The organism is Micromonospora humi (assembly GCF_900090105.1).
Classification (GTDB): Bacteria; Actinomycetota; Actinomycetes; order Mycobacteriales; family Micromonosporaceae; genus Micromonospora; species Micromonospora humi.
Genome location: NZ_FMDM01000002.1, coordinates 573,561 through 590,680, shown reverse-complemented (window position 1 = coordinate 590,680; position 17,120 = coordinate 573,561). Strand labels below are relative to the sequence as shown.

The window sequence follows — 17,120 nt, the reverse complement described above, 5'->3', positions numbered from 1 at the left end:
GCCGGCCCGCCGATGCCGTCGCCCCGGCCCGCGTACCCGGATCGGCACCCGGGAAGCGCTGACCGCTCGATACGATGCTGACGGTGACGGGGCAGATGGTCGACGAACGGGCCGCCGGAGAGCCCGCCGGCCGCCGAGGCCGGCGGGGGACGGTCGTCATCGCGTGCGCGGTGCTGCTCACCGTGCTCCTCGTCGGGCACCGCGCGGTGCCCAACGTGCAGGGCCTGGGCAGCCTGGTGGACAGCGTCACGCCGCTGCTCGGCCTCGGCGTACCCCTGCTCGGGCTGGCGGCGCTGCTGCGCCGCTCCCGCCGGGCGCTGCTCGCGGTGCTGCTGCCGGCGCTGGCCTGGGCCGCGCTCTACGGCCGGGCGTGGCTGCCCCCGGCCGCCGGCGCCGACGGCACCTCGGTGCGGGTGGCCAGCCAGAACCTGCGCGCCGGCAACCCCGACCCGGCCGCCACCGTCGGCGCGCTGACCGTCGGCGCCCCCGACCTGATCGGCCTCCAGGAGGTCGACGACGACGCGCGGGTGGCGCCCGCGCTGGCCGGTCACTACCCGCACCGGGCGGCGGTCTCCACCGTCGCGCTCTGGAGCCGCTGGCCGATCCGGGAGGCCCACGGCGTGGACACCGGGCTGGGCTGGGACCGGGCCCTGCGCGCCGTGGTGGCCGCCCCGCAGGGCGACCTGACGGTGTACGTCGTGCACCTGGGCTCGGCCCGCGCCGGGCACACCGCCACCCGCGACGAGACGGTGTCGGCGCTGGCCCGCACGGTCCGCGCCGATCCGGCCGAGCGACTGGTGGTGCTGGGCGACCTGAACACGGCCACCACCGACCGGGCCTTCGCGCCGCTGACCCGGCTGCTCGGTGACGCCCAGGCCGAGGCCGGGCAGGGCTTCGGCTTCACCTGGCCGGCGGAGGTCCCGCTGACCCGCCCGGACCACGTGCTCTATCGGGGAATCACCCCGACCACGGCCGGCGTGGTGCACACCCCGGACACCGACCACCGGGCGGTGACCGCCGGCTTCCGCTGGTGAGACCGCGGCTCAGTGTCGGCCGTTCTCGGCCGGGGTGACCGTGAGCCGGTGGCGGCTCGGGTCGCCGCTGGAGAACGGCCAGAGCCGGTCGGCGTACGCGACCAGGTCGGACAACTGCTCCCGGGTGAGCCCGGCCGAGGAGATCTCGGCGTGCACGTCCGCCCGGTAGCGGCCGTCGTCGTCGCGGCCCAGCTTCGCCTCCGCCGTCACCTGCACGGTGTGCGCCTCGTCGGTGATCTCGCCGGCCGCCTCCACCGCCGCGTGGTGCAGGCACGAGGCGAACGCGGCGGCCAGGAGCTGCTCCGGCGTCAGGCCGGTGCAGTGCGGCGCCAACGGGGACGCCAGGGCGGAGGAGAGACCGCCGTCGTCGGTGCGTACGTGACCACCCGCCGCGGTCGCCGTGGCCGACTCGGCCAGCCAGGAACTCGGATCCGGCATCGCGTTCCTCCCGTCACTCACCGGCAGGCGTTCCCGGCCCCCGACCGGCGAAACCGCCGCCGGGCCGGGAGTGCGTTCAGCGGATCCGGCCGCTCGTCGCGGCGTCCACGGCCATCGCCTCGGTCGCCTCGCTGGCGGCCCGGCCGGTCCACGGCGACACCTCCGGCATGCGCTGGCGGGGCAGCACCACGGTCATCGGCACGTAGATGCGCGCGTCCACGGCCTCGGCCAGCAGCAGCGCGGCCATCGGGCTGGTCGGGCGTGCGGCCGGATCGGCGTCGAGGCAGCGCTCGCACAGCTCCGCCACCTCGGCCGGCAGCCCGGGGACCTCCGGCAACGGTCGGGGCGGCAGGCGGCGGCGTACGCCGAGCAACTGGGTGGTGCTGGCGGCCTCGTAGGGCAGCCGGCCGGTCAGGCAGTAGTAGAGCAGCACGCCGAGCGCGTACATGTCGGCGGCCGGGGTGGCCGGTTGCCGGTCGAGCTGCTCCGGAGCCAGATAGGCCGGAGTGCCCACCACCATCCCCTCCGGCGTGCGGTCGGGCTCGCCGGCCGGGGTGGCGATGCCGAAGTCGAGCACCTTCACCCCGGACGGGGTGAGGATCACGTTCGCCGGCTTCACGTCCCGGTGCACGATGCCGTGCCCGTGCGCGGCGGCCAGCGCGGCGCACACCTCGGCACAGACCCGCACCGCGATGCGCCAGTCCAGCGGGCCGGCGCGCAGGTGCGCGGCGAGCGTCTCGCCCTCGGCCAGCTCCATCACGATGTACGGGACGGGTCGCCCGTCCGGCAGGGTGGCGGTGCCGAAGTCGTGCACGCTCGCGACGTTCGGGTGCACCAGCCGGGCCGCCGACCGGGCCTCGGCCTGGATGCGTTCCACCGAGCCGGCGTCGCCGTCGAGCCCGGGCGAGATCACCTTGATCGCGACGGTCCGGTCCAGCACGCGGTCGTGGGCCCGCCAGACCTCGGACATGCCACCCAGCGCGGCTCGCTGTTCGAGCTCGTACCGCCCGCCCAGCGTCCTCATCGACCACTCCTCGCCGTCATCCGGTTCCCCGGGGTTCCGCTACCCTGCGCCCGAGCTGTGCAAACCGCCGGGACCCGGCGGGTGGCCGGGGTAGCTTCGCGAGCGGGAGTGTCGACACCGCGACGGAGGGTGAGCGATGGCGCTGGTGCGGGTGCGGTTCGTCGGCGGGCCGGCCGACGACGTGGTCCGGGACCTGCCGGCCGAGTCGGACGGCGCGCCACCGGCCCGCTGGATCCTGCGCCACCCCGACCGGCCGGCCGGCGACGTGGCGGACCACCTGTACGAGCGCGGCGTACGGGCCGGGCCCGACGGCTGGACCATGCGCTTCGTGCGTACGGACCCGTTCGGCGCAACCGAGTGACCCGGCTCAGGCCGGGCCCGGCCCGGTGGTGTCGAGGATGACCGAGGCGACCAGCTCCGGGTCGTCGTGCATCGGCACGTGCCCGCAGCCGGGCAGGTCCAGGTGCCGGGCGGCGGGCAGCCGGGTGCGCGCCAGCGCCGCCTGGCGGTAGGGCAGGATCCGGTCCCGGGTGCCCCAGGCGACAGTCACCGGGACGGTGGGCGCGCCGGCGAACGCGTAGCCCCGGCCGGCCCGGGCTACGGCACGGAACGCGCGCGCCTCGCGCAACGCACGGGCGTCGGCGAGCGCCACGTCGAGCGCCATCCGGTTCGGCCGGGCCAGGAGCATGCCCATGGCCAGGGCGCGCAGCGCCGGCGCGGCGAACAGGTGCCGCAGCACCGGCTCGGGCAGCCGCGCCGCGTTGCGGTGCAGGGCGAGCACGGTGAGCGCCCAGCGCAGCTCGCGCGGGGTGCAGAAGCCGGCCGGTGACAGCGCGGTGGCCGAGGAGACCGCGCCGGCCGCGGCCAGTTCCAACGCGATGGCCCCGCCGAGGCTGTTGCCGGCCACGTGCGGCCGGTCCAACCCGAGCGCGGCGAACAGCTCGACCATGCCGGTCACCAGCGCGGGCATGTCGGCGGGCAGGCCGGTCGCGGGCACCGGGGACCGGCCGAAGCCGGGCAGGTCGACGGCGATCACGTCGTGGTTCTCGGCGAGCCGGTCGAGCACCGGCAGCCAGGCGCCCCAGTGGTGGCCGATGCCGTGCAGCAGCACCAGCGCCGGCCCGGCGCCGCGCCGCTCGAAGACCACCTCCACCGGCGCGCTCATCGGCGCGACTCCGGGGTGCTCACCCCGAAACCGCGGCCCAGCGCCCGGGCCTGCTCCTCGATCAGCGGCACGGTGACCCGGGCGGTGCGTCCGACCAGGCGGTCCGCCAGCGGGCTGACCAGCACCGACCGGACCGCCTGCACCGCGCCGACGGCGCGCGGCACGTAGACGCGGCGGCTGCGGCGCTCGATCGCCCGCACGAACGCCTCGGCGCACTCGGTGACCGTGGTGGTGCGCCGCATCGGCCAGGGCAGCCGCGCCAGCGCCGACTCGAACGCCGGCAGGTCGGCCCGGGCCTCCCGGACCAGGTCGGTGTCCACCCAGGACGGGTGCGCGGTGCCCACCGCCACCCCGCGGTGCGCCAGCTCCAGCCGGATCGCGGTGCCGAAGTGCTCGACGCCGGCCTTGGAGGCGCAGTAGGCGGCCATGCCGGGCAGCGCGGCGAACGCCGCTGCGGAGGAGACGATCAGCAGGTAGCCGCCGCGGTCGATCAGCGCCGGCACGGTGGCCGCCGCGGTGCGCATCACCCCGATCAGGTTGACCTCCACGGTGCGCGCCAGCGCCTCGACGTCGCCCACGGCGATGGTGCCCCGGTTGGCGACCCCGGCGTTGGCCACCACCGCGTCGATGCCGCCGAGCGCGGCGACCGTGCCGTCGACCGCCGCGCCCAGCGCGGCCTGGTCGGTCACGTCGGCGGCGAACCAGACGTGCCCGGGACCCAGCTCGGCGGCGAGGGCGGCGAGTCGGTCGGGCTCCAGCCCGACCAGCGAGAGTCGCGCGCCCCGGGCGGCGGCGAGCCGGGCGGTGTGCGCGCCGATGCCCCGGGCCGCCCCGGTCACCAGCACCACCCTGCCGGCCAACCGGCCGGCGGGACGACCGTCGATGGACATGCCGGCAAGTTACCACCGGGTAGCTGTTCGGGAAAGACCCGTCCGCGCCGCCGCGCCCGCGCACAGCTGGTACACAGGATCGGGACAGCACCGGTTCAGCGGGTGCGCCCACGATGGGGAGCATGGTCATGAACGGGCAGGCCGCGCAGGGCCGCATCGAGCTGCGCCGACCGGACGGCGAACCGGTGCGGGTGCTGGTGGTCGACGACGAGCCGACCCTCACCGACCTGCTCTCGATGGCCCTGCGGTACGAGGGCTGGCAGGTGACCACCGCCGGCAACGGGATGGCGGCGATCAGCACGGCCCGGCAGTTCCGCCCGGACGCGGTGGTGCTCGACGTGATGCTGCCCGATCTGGACGGCTTCCAGGTGCTGCGCCGCCTGCGCGAGCAGTCGCCCGAGGTGCCGGTGCTCTTCCTGACCGCGCGCGACGCGGTGGAGGAGCGGATCGCCGGGCTCACCGTCGGCGGCGACGACTACGTCACCAAGCCGTTCAGCCTGGAGGAGGTGATCGCCCGGCTGCGCGCCCTGCTGCGCCGCTCCGGGTTCGCGGTGGCCGCCCGGGAGGAGGCGGTCCTCACCGTCGGTGACCTGAGCCTCGACGAGGACAGCCACGAGGTCCGCCGCGGCGACGACCTGATCACGCTCACCGCCACCGAGTTCGAGCTGCTGCGCTACCTGATGCGCAACCCGCGCCGGGTGCTCAGCAAGGCGCAGATCCTGGACCGGGTCTGGAACTACGACTTCGGCGGCCAGGCCAACGTGGTCGAGCTGTACATCTCGTACCTGCGCAAGAAGATCGACGCCGGTCGGGCGCCCATGATCCACACGCTGCGTGGGGCGGGCTATGTCCTCAAGCCCGCCGCGTGACGCCGGTGGGCGGCTGACACGCCGGCTGGCCGGCTGGTCACTGCGCCGCCGCCTGGTGCTCTCCGTGGTGGCGCTGCTCGCGCTGGTCAGCGTCGGCGTCGGCGGGCTGACCACGATTGCCCTGCGACACTTCCTGATCACGCGGATCGACGAACAGCTCACCGGGGGCGAATCGCGCCGGCACGTGCGGCAGCCCTCACCGTTCGAGCTGCCGGAGAGCCGGCCGGACAGTTTTCGCCCAGGGTTTCCACCCGGCTACCCGGCCGAGTCGGTGGCGGCGCGGGTGGTCGACGGGAAGGTCGACCTGGCGTTCCGGCAGACGGCCGCGCAGCCCGCCACGGTCCCGGTGGACGAGGTGGCCGCGCTGGCCCGGCTCCGCCCCGGCGACGGGCCGCGGACGGTCGGGCTGGACGGGCGCGGCGGCTACCGGGCCGTGGCCCGGCAGATGCCTGACGGCGACATCCTCGTCTTCGCCATCCCGCTCGCCGAGGTCGACGAGACGGTCATGTGGATGGTGGTGGCGCAGGCCGGCGTGATCGGCGCCGGCCTGGTCGTCGCCGGTGGCCTCGGCGCGCTGATCGTGCGCGGCACGCTCCGTCCGCTGAACCGGGTCGCCGCCACCGCCGCCCGGGTCACCGAGCTGCCGCTGGACCGGGGCGAGGTGGCCCTGTCGGTCCGGGTGCCGGCCGCCGACACCGACCCCCGCACCGAGGTCGGGCAGGTCGGCGGCGCGCTCAACCGGATGCTCGGCCACGTCGCCGCCGCGCTCGCCGCCCGGCAGGCCAGCGAGACCCGGGTACGCCAGTTCGTCGCCGACGCCAGCCACGAGCTGCGCACGCCGCTCGCCGCCATCCGGGGATACGCCGAGGTGGCCCGGCGCGGCCGGCAGGAGGTGCCGCCGGACGTGGCCCACGCGCTGCGCCGGGTCGAGTCGGAGAGCACCCGGATGACCAGCCTCGTCGACGACCTGCTGCTGCTGGCCCGCCTGGACTCCGGTCGCCCGCTCACCGCCGAGCCGGTCGACCTCACCGCGATGGCGGTGAACGCGGTCAGCGACGCGCACGTGGCCGGCCCGGAGCACCGCTGGCAGCTCGACCTGCCGGACGAGCCGCTCAGCGTCACCGGCGACCCGCACCGGCTGCACCAGGTGCTGGCGAACCTGCTCGCCAACGCGCGGGTGCACACCCCGCCCGGCACCACGGTGACCACCCGACTGGCGGTGGTGGCGGACGGGGTCGAACTCCGCGTCACCGACGACGGGACGGGCGTCCCGGCGGAGCTGCAACCGGAGGTGTTCGAGCGGTTCGCCCGCGGCGACAGCTCCCGCTCCCGGGCGCACGGCAGCACCGGCCTGGGGCTGGCCATCGTCGCCGCCGTGGTGGAGGCGCACCACGGCCGGGTCGAGGTGGCCAGCCGGCCGGGTCGCACCGCGTTCACGGTGTGGCTGCCGGGATCCACAGCGGAGGCATAGGCCGCTCACGGGAGCGCGTCAGCGGGCCTGGCGAGGCTTGCCGGCATGGACAGAACCGAGAGGCTGCTGACCGCGTCGACGAACGGCCGGCCCGAGCCGGCAACCGTCGGCCAGCCCGCGCCTGCCGCAGCCGCCGGCCAGCCCGAGCCGGCCGCAGCCGCCGACCAGCCCGAGCCGGCCGCAGCCGCCGGCCCGCCCGCGCCCGCCGCAGCCGCCGACCCGCCCGTCGCCGGGCCGGCCGCCGCGCCCGTACCCGAACCGACGTCGACCCCGGCGGACCGGCCGGCGGACGACCCGCGCTGGGCCCGCCCGGCCCTGCTGGGCCTGCTGGTGGCGACCGGGGTGCTCTACCTGTGGGGCCTGGGCGCCTCCGGGTGGGGCAACGCGTTCTACTCGGCGGCCGCCCAGGCCGGGTCGGAGAGCTGGACGGCGTTCTTCTACGGCTCCTCGGACGCGGCCAACTCGATCACCGTGGACAAGACGCCCGCCTCGCTCTGGCTGATGGCGCTCTCGGTGCGCCTCTTCGGGCTGAGCAGCTGGTCGGTCCTGGTGCCGCAGGCGCTGCTCGGCGTCGCGTCGGTCGGTGTGCTGTACGCGACGGTGCGCCGCTGGTACGGCCCGGCGGCCGGCCTGCTCGCCGGCGCGGTCCTGGCGCTGACCCCGGTGGCCACGCTGATGTTCCGGTTCAACAATCCCGACGCGCTGCTGGTGTTCCTGCTGCTGGCCGCCGCGTACGCCACGGTGCGGGCCGTGGAGACCGCGAGCACCCGGTGGATCGCGCTGGCCGGCGCGCTGGTCGGCTTCGGCTTCCTCACCAAGATGCTCCAGGCGTTCCTGGTGGTCCCGGTGTTCGCCGGCGTCTACCTGCTGGCCGCGCCGACCGGTCTCGGGCGGCGGATCCGCCAGCTCCTGCTGGCCGGGCTGGCGGTGCTGGTCTCCGCCGGCTGGTGGGTGGCGATCGTGGAGCTGGTGCCGGCGAGCGCCCGCCCGTACATCGGGGGATCCCAGGGCAACAGCATCCTGGAGCTGACCCTCGGCTACAACGGCCTGGGTCGGATCACCGGCGACGAGGTGGGCAGCGTCGGCGGGGGCGGTCGGCCGGGCGGCGGTGGGCCGTTCTCCGGGCAGACCGGCCCGCTGCGGATGTTCGACACCGAGGTCGGTGGGCAGATCTCCTGGCTGCTGCCGGCGGCGCTGATCCTGCTGGTGGCGGGCCTGTGGCTGGCCGGGCGGTCGGCGCGTACCGACCGGCGCCGGGCCGGCCTGCTGCTCTGGGGCGGCTGGCTGCTGGTCACCGGGCTGATCTTCAGCTTCATGTCCGGCATCTTCCACGCCTACTACACGGTCGCCCTGGCCCCGGCCGTCGGCGCGCTGGTCGGCATCGGGGTCACCCAGCTCGGGCGGGCCCGGACCGGCCCCGGCCGGTGGCGCGGGTACGCCGCGACGCTGACCCTGGCCGGCACGCTGGCGGTCACCGCCTGGTGGTCGTGGCGCCTGCTCGGCCGCAGCCCCGACTGGTACCCCTGGCTGCGCCCGCTCGTGCTGGCCACCGGCCTGACCACCGCCGTCCTCCTGGCGCTCCTCGACGCCCCGGTGACCAAGGGGTTCGCGTCGTGCCGGGCGGCCCGCGGTGACGCGAACCCCTTGATCGACCTGTCGCGGGGCCCACGGTGGGCGCGGTGGGCGTCGGCGGGGGTGCTGGCGCTCGGGCTCGGCGCGGGGCTGGGCGGGCCGGCGGCGTACGCGGTGCAGACGGCGGCCACCCCGCACACCGGCTCGATCCCGAGCGCCGGTCCGTTCGTCGCGGGCGGTTTCGGGCGGGGTGGCTTCCCGGGTGGGCGGGTGCCGGGCGGCGCGGAGTTCCCCGGGGGCGGGTTCCCGGGCTTCCCGGGCGGTGCCGGCCCGGTCCCGGGCGGTACGAACGCCGGCCGGAACGGCGCGTTCCCGGGCTTCCCGGGCGGCCAGCCGCCGGGACTTCCGGACGGCGGCACCGGGCAGGACGGCGGCACCGGGCAGGACGGCGGCACCGGGCAGGACGGCGGCACCGGGCAGGACGGCGGCACCGGGCAGGACGGCGGCACCGGGCGGGACGGCGGTGCCGGGCGCGGGCAGCGCGGTGGCGGCATGGGCGGTCTGCTCGACGCCCGCGAGCCGAGCGCCGAGATGACCGCGCTGCTCAAGGCCGACGCGGACGACTACACCTGGGTCGCGGCCACGGTCGGCTCGAACAACGCCTCCAGCTACCAGCTCGCCACCGGCGAGCCGGTGATGCCGATCGGCGGCTTCAACGGCAGCGACCCGTCGCCGACGCTCGCGCAGTTCCAGCGGTACGTGGCCGACGGGCGAATCCACTGGTTCCTCGGCGGAGGTGGGTTCCGGGCGAACGGTGGCAGCAGCGCCTCGACCGAGATCAGCGCCTGGGTCGCCGAGACCTTCACCGCGACCACCGTCGACGGGGTGACCGTGTACGACCTGAGCAGCGGAAAGCAGGGCTGAGTGATGACGCTGACGCCGGAGCCCCGGGCCGCGGTGCGGGCCCGGCCCACCGCCGAGGGCGCCGTGCTGGACGTGGTGGTCCCCGTCTACAACGAGGAGGTCGATCTCGGCCCCTGCGTCCGGCGGCTGCACGCGTACCTGGGCGCGCAGTTCCCGTACCCGTTCCGGATCACGGTGGCCGACAACGCCAGCACCGACGGCACCCTGGCGGTGGCCGAGACGCTCGCCGCGGAGCTGCCCGAGGTGGCGGTGCTGCACCTGGCGGAGAAGGGACGCGGACGGGCGCTGCGGGCCGCCTGGTCCGCCTCGCCGGCGCCGGTGCTCGCCTACCTGGACGTGGACCTCTCCACCGACCTGGCGGCGCTGCCCCCGCTGGTCGCGCCGCTGCTGTCCGGGCACTCCGACCTGGCCATCGGCACCCGGCTGGCGCGCACCAGCCGGGTGGTCCGCGGCGCCAAGCGGGAAGTGATCTCCCGGGGTTACAACCTGCTGCTGCGCGGCACGCTCGCGGTGCGTTTCTCCGATGCGCAGTGCGGGTTCAAGGCGATCCGCGCCGACGTGGCGGCCGAACTGCTGCCGCTGGTGCAGGACACCGGCTGGTTCTTCGACACCGAGCTGCTGGTGCTGGCCCAGCGGGCCGGGCTGCGGATCCACGAGGTGCCGGTGGACTGGGTGGACGACCCGGACAGCCGGGTCGACGTGCTCGCCACCGCCCTGGCCGACCTGCGCGGCATCGGGCGGCTGGGCCGGGCGCTGGTCACCGGCGCGCTGCCGCTGGCCCGGCTGCGCGCCCAGCTCGGCCGGGGACCGCTGCCGGTGCCGCCGGCGCAGGTGCCGGTCGGGCTGCCCCGCCAACTCGTCCGCTTCGCCGCGGTGGGGGTGGCCAGCACGCTCGCGTACCTGCTGCTCTTCCTGGCGGCCCGCGGGCCGCTCGGCGCGCAACCGGCGAACCTGCTGGCGCTGCTGCTGACCGCGGTGGCCAACACGGCGGCGAACCGGCGGCTCACGTTCGGGGTGACCGGCCGGCGGCACGCCGGGCGGCACCACCTGCAGGGGCTGCTCGCGTTCGCCCTCGGCCTGGCCCTGACCAGCGGCTCACTGGCGGTGCTGCACGCGCTCACCGCCCCGGCGCGCGCGGTCGAGCTGGCCGTCCTGGTGGCGGCCAACCTCGCCGCCACCGCGCTGCGCTTCCTGCTGCTCCGCCTGGCCATGCACCACCGCCCCTAGCCCGCCCCCGTCGATCATGAGGTTGGCGGTCGTGACCCGCCGTGGCGGGTGCCGCCAACCTCATGATCGACGGGGAGATGGCAGGGTGGGTGGGGTGTACCGGGAGCGGGAGTCGGTGGGGATCCGCGGGGGCGTGCGGTGGGAGAGCGTCTCGGCGGGCGACGGGGTGGTGCGGGTGCTGCCGGACGGGTGCCTGGATCTGCTCTGGTCCAGCCGGGCCGGGTTGCTGGTCGCCGGGCCGGACCGCGTCGCTCAGGTGGGCCGGTCGGTGCCGGGGGAGCGGTGGATCGGGCTGCGCCTGCCGCCGGGCGTCGGGCCGGCCGTGTTCGGGGTGCCGGCCGAGGAGCTGCGGGACCGGCGCGTGCCGCTCGCCGACCTCTGGGGCCGCGCCGCCGCCGACCTGGCCGAGCGGGTCGAGGCGGTGGCCGGACCGGCCGGGTCGCCGACCGACTGGTCGGCCGCCGGCGCGACCGTCCTGGAGGAGGTGGCGCGGGCACGGCTGCGGGCCGCCGGTGGGCCCGACCCGCTCGGCGCGCGGGTGGCCGCCCGGCTGGCCGCCGGGGCGACGGTCGCCGCGACCGCCGCCGAGGTCGGCCTCGGCGCGCGGGCCCTGCACCGGCGCAGCCGGCTGCTCTTCGGGTACGGGCCGAAGACGCTCGCCCGCATCCTGCGCATGCGCCGCGCGCTCGACCTGGCCCGGGGCGGCGCGCCGCTCGCCGAGGTCGCGGTGCGGGCCGGGTACGCCGACCAGGCCCACCTCACCCGCGACGTGCGCGAGCTGGCCGGGGTGCCGCCGACCCGGCTGCTCACCCCGTCCGCCGGCTGACCGGCCCGCGCACCGGATCACCCGGCGGGCAGCGGCGCGAACAGGTCCACGCCGTTGCCGTCCGGGTCGTGCAGCACCGCGTACCGCTGCCCCCAGAAGGCGTCCCACGGGGGCAGTTCCCCGTGGTGACCGGCGGCGGTCAACTCGGCGTACCAGCGGTCCACCTCGGCCGGGTCGGCGCAGCGGAAGGCGAGGCTCATCCGCGAGTTGCCGCCGCTCGGGTCGAAACCGGGGTGGAAGCTGCGGATGGTCTCCACGGTGTCCCAGGCCAGCCGGACGCCGCCGGGCAGGGCGACCTCCACGTGCGGCTCCGTCTCGGCGCCGGGTGGGATCGGCAGCCCCAGGCGGCGGTAGAAGTCGAGGGTGCGGGCCATGTCGGTGACGACCGTCCCGACGAGATCGAACTGCGGTGTCATGCCGGCCACGGTAGGCGCGTCCGGACCGGTCCGTCTTGAACGGATCGGACGGAGGGGAGTGCCCGGTGTGCCCGCGCGGTGTCCGGTCGACAGCGTACGGTAGGGGACGAGTCCGGCTTTGAGGAGCAAAGCTCGCATACCGGGCCGCACTTCGATGACCGGCGAAGGAAGGGAAAGCAGCCGTGACGCACCTGGCCTACCTGGACGCGGGATCCGGCAGTCTCATCGTGCAGGCGGTGGTCGGCGGGGTGGCCGGAGTGGCGGTGGCCGCCAAGCTCTACTGGCGCCGACTGGTGAGCCGGTTCCGTCGCCAGCCCACCGACCAGGGCTGACGGCGTGACGGTCCCCGACACCGGCGTCCGCGTCGAACCCGGCTCCTTCCGCGATCCCGGCAACCGGGTCTTCCACCGCGGCCGGGAGGTGCTGCGCGGGCTCGACGAACGCGCCGCCCGCGACTGGCGGGCGCTGGCCGCCAGCGACCTCTTCCGCGACCTCACCGCCGCCGGGCACCTGGTCGGCACCGAGGAGCTGACCCCGACGCCGGTCGACGCGCCCTGGGCCGCGGTGCTGCGACACGACCGCATCCCGTTCGTCTCGCACCCCTACGAGTGGTCGTACGCGATGCTGCGCGACGCCGCGTTGCTGCACCTGGACCTGCTGCGCGCCGCGCTGGAGGCCGGCTTCACCACCAAGGACGGCTCCGCCTACAACGTGCAGTGGCACGGCGCCCGGCCGGTGTTCATCGACGTCGGCTCGTTCGAGGCGCTGCGCGACGGCGAACCCTGGGCCGGCTACCGGCAGTTCTGCCAGACGTTCCTCTATCCGCTGCTGATCCAGGCCCACCTCGGGCTGGACTTCCAGCCGTTCCTGCGGGCCCGCGTCGACGGCGTCGAGGCGGACCAGATGCGGCGGCTCTTCGCCGGCACCCGCCGCTGGCACGCCGGTGTGCCCACCCACGTGCACCTGCACGGCGCCATGCAGGCCCGCAACTCCGCCGCCAGCACCACCGACGTCCGCGCCCAGCTGCGTGCCGCCGGGTTCTCCCGCGAACTGGCGCTGGCGACCGTACGCGGGCTGACCCGGCTGGTGCGCCGCCTCGACCACCGGCCCGGCGACAGCCACTGGTCGGACTACCAGCGCACCTGCGCCTACTCGGTGCCGGACCGGCAGGCCAAGGAGGCCTTCGTCGACCGGGCGGCGGCCGCCGTCGGCCCCGGCGCGGCGCTGGACCTGGGCGCCAACGACGGCCGGTACGCCCGCATCGCGGCCCGGCACGCCGCGCACGTGGTCGCCGTCGAGCAGGACCCGGCCGTTGTCGACACGCTCTACCGCACCCTGCGCGACGAGGGGGAGCGGCGGATCCTGCCGCTGGTGATGGACCTGGCCGACCCGTCGCCCGGCGGCGGCTGGCGGGGCGTCGAACGGGCCGCGTTCGCCGACCGGGCGCGCGCCGACGTGGTGCTCGCCCTGGCCGTCGTGCACCACCTGGCGATCGGCCGGAACGTGCCGCTGCCCGAGGTGCTCGACCAGCTCGCCGCGTTCACCGAGCCCGGCGGCAGCCTGGTGGTGGAGTTCGTCCACCCGGACGACCCGATGGCCCGCCGGTTGCTCGCCAACAAGCCCGACGGCCTCTTCCCGGACTACCGGCGGGACGCGTTCGAGGCGCTGCTGGCCCGGCGCGGCCCGGTGGTGGCCCGCGCCGAGCTGCCGTCCGGCACCCGCACGCTCTACCAGGTGGTGGTGGGTGGCTGAGGGCACCCTCGCCCCGCCCCGGGAGCGCCCGGCCGACGCCGACCGGCCCGCTCGCCGGAGCTCCTGGCGGGCCGAGGCGGCCCGGCTGGCGGAGGTGGTGGCGCTGGTCGGCCTGGTGGTCACCCAGCCGCTGCTGGACGTGCTCGGCCGCAGCCCCGACTTCTTCCTGTTCCACCGGGCCTCCCGGGGTGACGTGCTGCTGCTGGTCGCCCTGATCGCGCTGGCCCCCACGCTGCCGTTCGCGGCGCTCGGCGCGCTGGCCCTGCTCGGCGGCCGGACCACCCGCAGCGCGGTGCACACCGTGCTGGTCGGGCTGCTGCTCGCCGCGCTGGCGGTCCAGGTCGGCCGGCACCTCACGCCGCTTCGAGGCGTACCGCTGCTGCTGGCGGCCGGCGTGGCGGGCGCCGGCGCGGCGGCCGCGCACCGGCGGTGGCGGGCACCGCGCCGGGTGCTGCGGGTCGCGGCGGTCGGCCCGGCGGTCTTCGTCGGGCTGTTCCTGTTCGCGTCGCCGGCCTCGGCGGTGGTGCTGCCCCGCGGCGACGGCGGCGCGACCGGCGTGGCCGGGGCGGGCGCGCACCCGCCCGTGGTCATGATCGTGCTGGACGAGCTGCCGCTGGTGTCCCTGCTCGGCCCGGACGGGCGGATCGACGCCACCCGCTACCCGAACTTCGCCGCGCTGGCCGCCGGCTCGACCTGGTACCGCAACGCCACCGGCGTCAGCGGCTGGACACCCTACGCGCTGCCGGCCATGCTCAGCGGCCGCTACCCGGAACGGGCCGTGGCGCCGCACTACTCGCAGTACCCGGACAACCTGTTCACCGCGCTCGGCGGCCTCTACCAGATCAAGGCCGAGGAGAGCATCACCCGGCTCTGCCCGCCCAGCCGCTGCGAGCAGGCGGCCAGCCCGCAGCAGGGCATCGGGGTGCTGGCCCGGGAGAGCGGCAAGCTGCTGCGACAGCTCACCGCGCCGGTGGACAGCCGGGTCGACCCGGAGGACTCCTACCGCGAGCAGACCGCCGCCGAGGCCGGGCTGGACGCCGCCGAGCCGGTGCCCGACGACCCCAAGTTCCGTTGGGACACCCTCGACGACAACCAGCCCGCCCGGTTCACCTCGTTCCTCGCCGGGCTGCGTCCCGCCGCCCGGCCCACGCTGCACTTCCTGCACCTGCTGATGCCGCACTCGCCCTGGGCCTACCTGCCGTCCGGGGCGCACTACGACGCGCCGGAGGACCTGCCCAACGACGGCGCCGGTTGGGTGGACCTGGCCCGGGCCCGGCACCTGGCCCAGCTCGGCTACACCGACCGGCTGATCGGCGAGACGCTGCGCACGCTGCGCGCCACCGGTCTCTACGACAAGGCGTTGGTGCTGGTGACCGCCGATCACGGGGTGAGCTTCCGCCAGGACTGGCAGGGCCGGGGGATGGGTGCCATCGACCACGCCGCCGACCAGGTGGCCTGGGTGCCGATGTTCGTCAAGGAGCCGGGCCAGCGCGCCGGTCGGGTCGACGACCGCAACTGGGAGCACGTCGACCTGCTGCCCACCATCGCCGACGAGACCCACGTGCGGGTGCCGTGGCGGATGGACGGCGTCTCGGCCAAGGCCGCCCCGCGCGGGCGGACCGACAAGCGCTTCTACGACCGGCCCGGGCAGCCGGTGACGATCACCGGCGGGGTGCCCGCGCCGGTGCCGCTGCCCGCCGCCGACCGGCTGATCGGCACCCGGGTCGGCGCGGCGCCGTCCGGCGGCACCGCCACCGTGGCGAACCGGTCCGCGTTCGACGCGGTCGACCCGAGGCGCGGGCTGCCCGCGCTGGTCTGGGGGACCGTGCCCGCCTCGGTGCCGGACGGCACCCGGCTCGCCGTCGCGGTCAACGGCACGGTCGGCGCGGTGGTGCCGGTCGTGCCGCCGGACGCCGGCGGGCGGCGGTTCGCCGCGTTCCTCCCCGACGACCGGCTCTTCGCCGCCGGGGCCAACCGCCTCGACGTCTACCGGGTCGACGCCGGCGGGGCGCTGCGGCGCCTCACCCTGTCCTGATCTGCGCTCCCACCCGGTTTCCGACCCAGCAAGTCGGGAATGAGGTGACGCATACCTCACCCCCAAACCATGCCGAGCGTTGTCCACCGCACCGTGATTACGGTAGAAGCGAAGGCAATTCAACGAAGATCTTGCCGGCGAAGCGAGGAACAGATGACGGAAGTCAAGCTCGACCACCCCGGTGGACAGCTGTCGATGCCGGTGCAGTCCGCGGTCGAGGGCCCCGCCGGGATCGGCGTGAGCAAGCTGCTCAAGGAAACCGGGATGACCACGTACGACCCCGGTTTCGTCAACACCGCGTCCTGCTCGTCCGCGATCACCTACATCGACGGTGACGCGGGCATCCTGCGGTACCGCGGCTACCCCATCGACCAGCTGGCCGAGAAGTCCTCCTTCCTGGAGGTCTCCTACCTGCTGATCTACGGCGAGCTGCCGAGCCAGACGCAGCTCACCGAGTTCAGCGAGCGGATCCGGCGGCACTCGCTGCTGCACGAGGAGATGCGCCGCTTCTTCGACGGCTTCCCCCGTGAGGCGCACCCGATGGCCGTGCTCTCCTCGGCCGTCAGCGCCATCTCGACCTTCTACCAGGACAGCCTGGACCCGTTCGACTCCGAGCACGTGGAGATGTCCACGGTGCGGCTGATGGCGAAGGTCCCCACCATCGCCTCGTACGCGTACAAGAAGTCGATCGGCCAGCCGCTGCTCTACCCGGACAACTCGCTCGGCTACGTCGAGAACTTCCTGCGGATGACCTTCGGCGTGCCCGCCGAGCAGTACGAGGTCGACCCGGTCGTCGCCCGGGTGCTGGACATGCTGTTCATCCTGCACGCCGACCACGAGCAGAACTGCTCCACCTCGACCGTGCGGCTGGTCGGCTCCAGCAACGCCAACCTGTTCGCCTCGGTCTCGGCCGGCGTGAACGCGCTGTTCGGCCCGCTGCACGGCGGCGCCAACCAGGCCGTGCTGGAGATGCTCCAGAAGATCCAGGCCGACGGCGGCGACGTCCGCACCTTCGTGCGGAAGGTGAAGGACAAGCAGGACGGCGTGAAGCTGATGGGCTTCGGCCACCGGGTCTACAAGAACTACGACCCGCGCGCCGCGATCGTGAAGAAGGCCGCCCAGGACGTGCTCGGCCGGATGGCCAAGCCGGACCCGCTGCTGGACCTCGCGATGCAGCTCGAGGAGATCGCGCTGGCCGACGACTTCTTCGTCTCCCGGCGGCTCTACCCGAACGTGGACTTCTACACCGGCCTGATCTACAAGGCCATGGGCTTCCCGACCAAGATGTTCACGGTGCTGTTCGCGCTGGGCCGGCTTCCGGGCTGGATCGCCCAGTGGCGCGAGATGATCAACGACCCGGAGACGAAGATCGGCCGCCCGCGGCAGATCTACACCGGCGCCCCCGAGCGCGACTACGTCCCCGCCGCCAACCGCTGAGGTGTAAGGAGGGGGCCCCTGTTAACGCCTCAGGCATAGG

The 17,120-nt window shown here is 75.4% G+C and carries 16 protein-coding genes; 11 read left to right on the top strand and 5 right to left on the bottom strand.

Annotated elements, in window-relative coordinates:
• The first annotated feature begins 83 nt into the window (after window positions 1-83).
• A complete protein-coding gene (locus tag GA0070213_RS05825) occupies window positions 84-1,034 on the top strand; it encodes an endonuclease/exonuclease/phosphatase family protein (RefSeq protein WP_245716271.1) in 951 nt (316 codons plus the stop codon).
• Window positions 1,035-1,043: 9 nt separating this feature from the next.
• Here the strand turns inward: GA0070213_RS05825 and GA0070213_RS05820 are convergent, their stop codons facing one another.
• Together GA0070213_RS05820 and GA0070213_RS05815 are read right to left on the bottom strand one after the other, a co-directional pair.
• The gene (locus tag GA0070213_RS05820) at window positions 1,044-1,472 is read right to left on the bottom strand and encodes an OsmC family protein (protein WP_091058427.1); all 429 of its coding nucleotides are present in this window, start codon (window positions 1,470-1,472) and stop codon (window positions 1,044-1,046) included.
• A gap of 76 nt (window positions 1,473-1,548) precedes the next feature.
• Window positions 1,549-2,496, bottom strand: coding sequence for a serine/threonine-protein kinase (locus GA0070213_RS05815; protein ID WP_091058424.1), 948 nt, complete (start codon window positions 2,494-2,496; stop codon window positions 1,549-1,551).
• Between the two features lie 136 nt (window positions 2,497-2,632).
• Here GA0070213_RS05815 and GA0070213_RS05810 point away from each other — a divergent pair, with 136 nt between their 5' ends.
• Window positions 2,633-2,857, top strand: a complete 225-nt coding sequence (locus tag GA0070213_RS05810; protein WP_091058421.1) for a hypothetical protein — start codon at window positions 2,633-2,635, stop codon at window positions 2,855-2,857.
• A 6-nt stretch (window positions 2,858-2,863) separates the two neighbouring features.
• Here the strand turns inward: GA0070213_RS05810 and GA0070213_RS05805 are convergent, their stop codons facing one another.
• Both GA0070213_RS05805 and GA0070213_RS05800 read right to left on the bottom strand, forming a co-directional pair.
• On the bottom strand, window positions 2,864-3,661 hold the full coding sequence (locus GA0070213_RS05805; RefSeq protein ID WP_091058418.1) for an alpha/beta fold hydrolase: 798 nt from the start codon (window positions 3,659-3,661) through the stop codon (window positions 2,864-2,866).
• Window positions 3,658-4,551, bottom strand: a complete 894-nt coding sequence (locus GA0070213_RS05800) for an SDR family oxidoreductase (protein ID WP_091058416.1) — start codon at window positions 4,549-4,551, stop codon at window positions 3,658-3,660. Before GA0070213_RS05800 ends, GA0070213_RS05805 begins: the two co-directional genes overlap by 4 nt.
• Window positions 4,552-4,679: 128 nt before the next feature.
• On the opposite strand from GA0070213_RS05800, the gene GA0070213_RS05795 reads away from it, so the two are divergent.
• The 5 genes from GA0070213_RS05795 to GA0070213_RS05775 all read left to right on the top strand — a co-directional run bounded on the left by GA0070213_RS05795 (window position 4,680) and on the right by GA0070213_RS05775 (window position 11,440).
• The gene (locus GA0070213_RS05795) at window positions 4,680-5,420 is read left to right on the top strand and encodes a response regulator transcription factor (protein WP_091058640.1); all 741 of its coding nucleotides are present in this window, start codon (window positions 4,680-4,682) and stop codon (window positions 5,418-5,420) included.
• The gene (locus GA0070213_RS05790) at window positions 5,398-6,891 is read left to right on the top strand and encodes a sensor histidine kinase (protein WP_091058414.1); all 1,494 of its coding nucleotides are present in this window, start codon (window positions 5,398-5,400) and stop codon (window positions 6,889-6,891) included. The genes GA0070213_RS05795 and GA0070213_RS05790 overlap by 23 nt, the downstream gene beginning before the upstream one ends.
• Before the next feature lie 45 nt (window positions 6,892-6,936).
• Window positions 6,937-9,387: an ArnT family glycosyltransferase gene (locus GA0070213_RS05785; RefSeq protein ID WP_245716270.1), complete on the top strand. Its 2,451-nt coding sequence runs from the start codon at window positions 6,937-6,939 to the stop codon at window positions 9,385-9,387.
• 3 nt (window positions 9,388-9,390) lie between these two features.
• Window positions 9,391-10,614, top strand: a complete 1,224-nt coding sequence (locus GA0070213_RS05780; protein WP_091058632.1) for a dolichyl-phosphate beta-glucosyltransferase — start codon at window positions 9,391-9,393, stop codon at window positions 10,612-10,614.
• An 85-nt stretch (window positions 10,615-10,699) separates the two neighbouring features.
• Window positions 10,700-11,440 carry a helix-turn-helix transcriptional regulator gene (locus GA0070213_RS05775; protein ID WP_425412799.1) on the top strand — a complete coding sequence of 247 codons (741 nt, stop codon included), beginning with the start codon at window positions 10,700-10,702 and terminating at the stop codon, window positions 11,438-11,440.
• A gap of 17 nt (window positions 11,441-11,457) precedes the next feature.
• Here the strand turns inward: GA0070213_RS05775 and GA0070213_RS05770 are convergent, their stop codons facing one another.
• Entirely contained in the window at window positions 11,458-11,856 is a 399-nt protein-coding gene (locus tag GA0070213_RS05770) for a VOC family protein (protein WP_091058629.1), read from the bottom strand.
• 182 nt (window positions 11,857-12,038) lie between these two features.
• On the opposite strand from GA0070213_RS05770, the gene GA0070213_RS31420 reads away from it, so the two are divergent.
• The 4 genes from GA0070213_RS31420 (at window position 12,039) to GA0070213_RS05755 (ending at window position 17,080) form a co-directional block, all read left to right on the top strand.
• A complete protein-coding gene (locus GA0070213_RS31420; RefSeq protein WP_172967795.1) occupies window positions 12,039-12,188 on the top strand; it encodes a hypothetical protein in 150 nt (49 codons plus the stop codon).
• Between the two features lie 4 nt (window positions 12,189-12,192).
• Window positions 12,193-13,608: a methyltransferase domain-containing protein gene (locus GA0070213_RS05765; RefSeq protein WP_091058410.1), complete on the top strand. Its 1,416-nt coding sequence runs from the start codon at window positions 12,193-12,195 to the stop codon at window positions 13,606-13,608.
• Window positions 13,601-15,643: a sulfatase-like hydrolase/transferase gene (locus GA0070213_RS05760; RefSeq protein WP_091058407.1), complete on the top strand. Its 2,043-nt coding sequence runs from the start codon at window positions 13,601-13,603 to the stop codon at window positions 15,641-15,643. Before GA0070213_RS05765 ends, GA0070213_RS05760 begins: the two co-directional genes overlap by 8 nt.
• A gap of 153 nt (window positions 15,644-15,796) precedes the next feature.
• Window positions 15,797-17,080 carry a citrate synthase gene (locus tag GA0070213_RS05755; protein ID WP_091058404.1) on the top strand — a complete coding sequence of 428 codons (1,284 nt, stop codon included), beginning with the start codon at window positions 15,797-15,799 and terminating at the stop codon, window positions 17,078-17,080.
• The last annotated feature ends 40 nt before the right edge of the window (window positions 17,081-17,120 follow it).

Bases quoted from the DNA above. Each gene is read 5' to 3' on its own strand.
- GA0070213_RS05785 (WP_245716270.1), top strand. From the start codon at position 6,937: ATGGACAGAACCGAGAGGCTGCTGACCGCGTCGACGAACGGCCGGCCC.
- GA0070213_RS05820 (WP_091058427.1), bottom strand. From the start codon at position 1,472: ATGCCGGATCCGAGTTCCTGGCTGGCCGAGTCGGCCACGGCGACCGCG.
- GA0070213_RS05805 (WP_091058418.1), bottom strand. From the start codon at position 3,661: ATGAGCGCGCCGGTGGAGGTGGTCTTCGAGCGGCGCGGCGCCGGGCCG.
- GA0070213_RS05800 (WP_091058416.1), bottom strand. From the start codon at position 4,551: ATGTCCATCGACGGTCGTCCCGCCGGCCGGTTGGCCGGCAGGGTGGTG.
- GA0070213_RS05790 (WP_091058414.1), top strand. From the start codon at position 5,398: ATGTCCTCAAGCCCGCCGCGTGACGCCGGTGGGCGGCTGACACGCCGG.
- GA0070213_RS05780 (WP_091058632.1), top strand. From the start codon at position 9,391: ATGACGCTGACGCCGGAGCCCCGGGCCGCGGTGCGGGCCCGGCCCACC.
- GA0070213_RS05755 (WP_091058404.1), top strand. From the start codon at position 15,797: ATGACGGAAGTCAAGCTCGACCACCCCGGTGGACAGCTGTCGATGCCG.
- GA0070213_RS05810 (WP_091058421.1), top strand. From the start codon at position 2,633: ATGGCGCTGGTGCGGGTGCGGTTCGTCGGCGGGCCGGCCGACGACGTG.
- GA0070213_RS05770 (WP_091058629.1), bottom strand. From the start codon at position 11,856: ATGACACCGCAGTTCGATCTCGTCGGGACGGTCGTCACCGACATGGCC.
- GA0070213_RS05815 (WP_091058424.1), bottom strand. From the start codon at position 2,496: ATGAGGACGCTGGGCGGGCGGTACGAGCTCGAACAGCGAGCCGCGCTG.
- GA0070213_RS05795 (WP_091058640.1), top strand. From the start codon at position 4,680: ATGAACGGGCAGGCCGCGCAGGGCCGCATCGAGCTGCGCCGACCGGAC.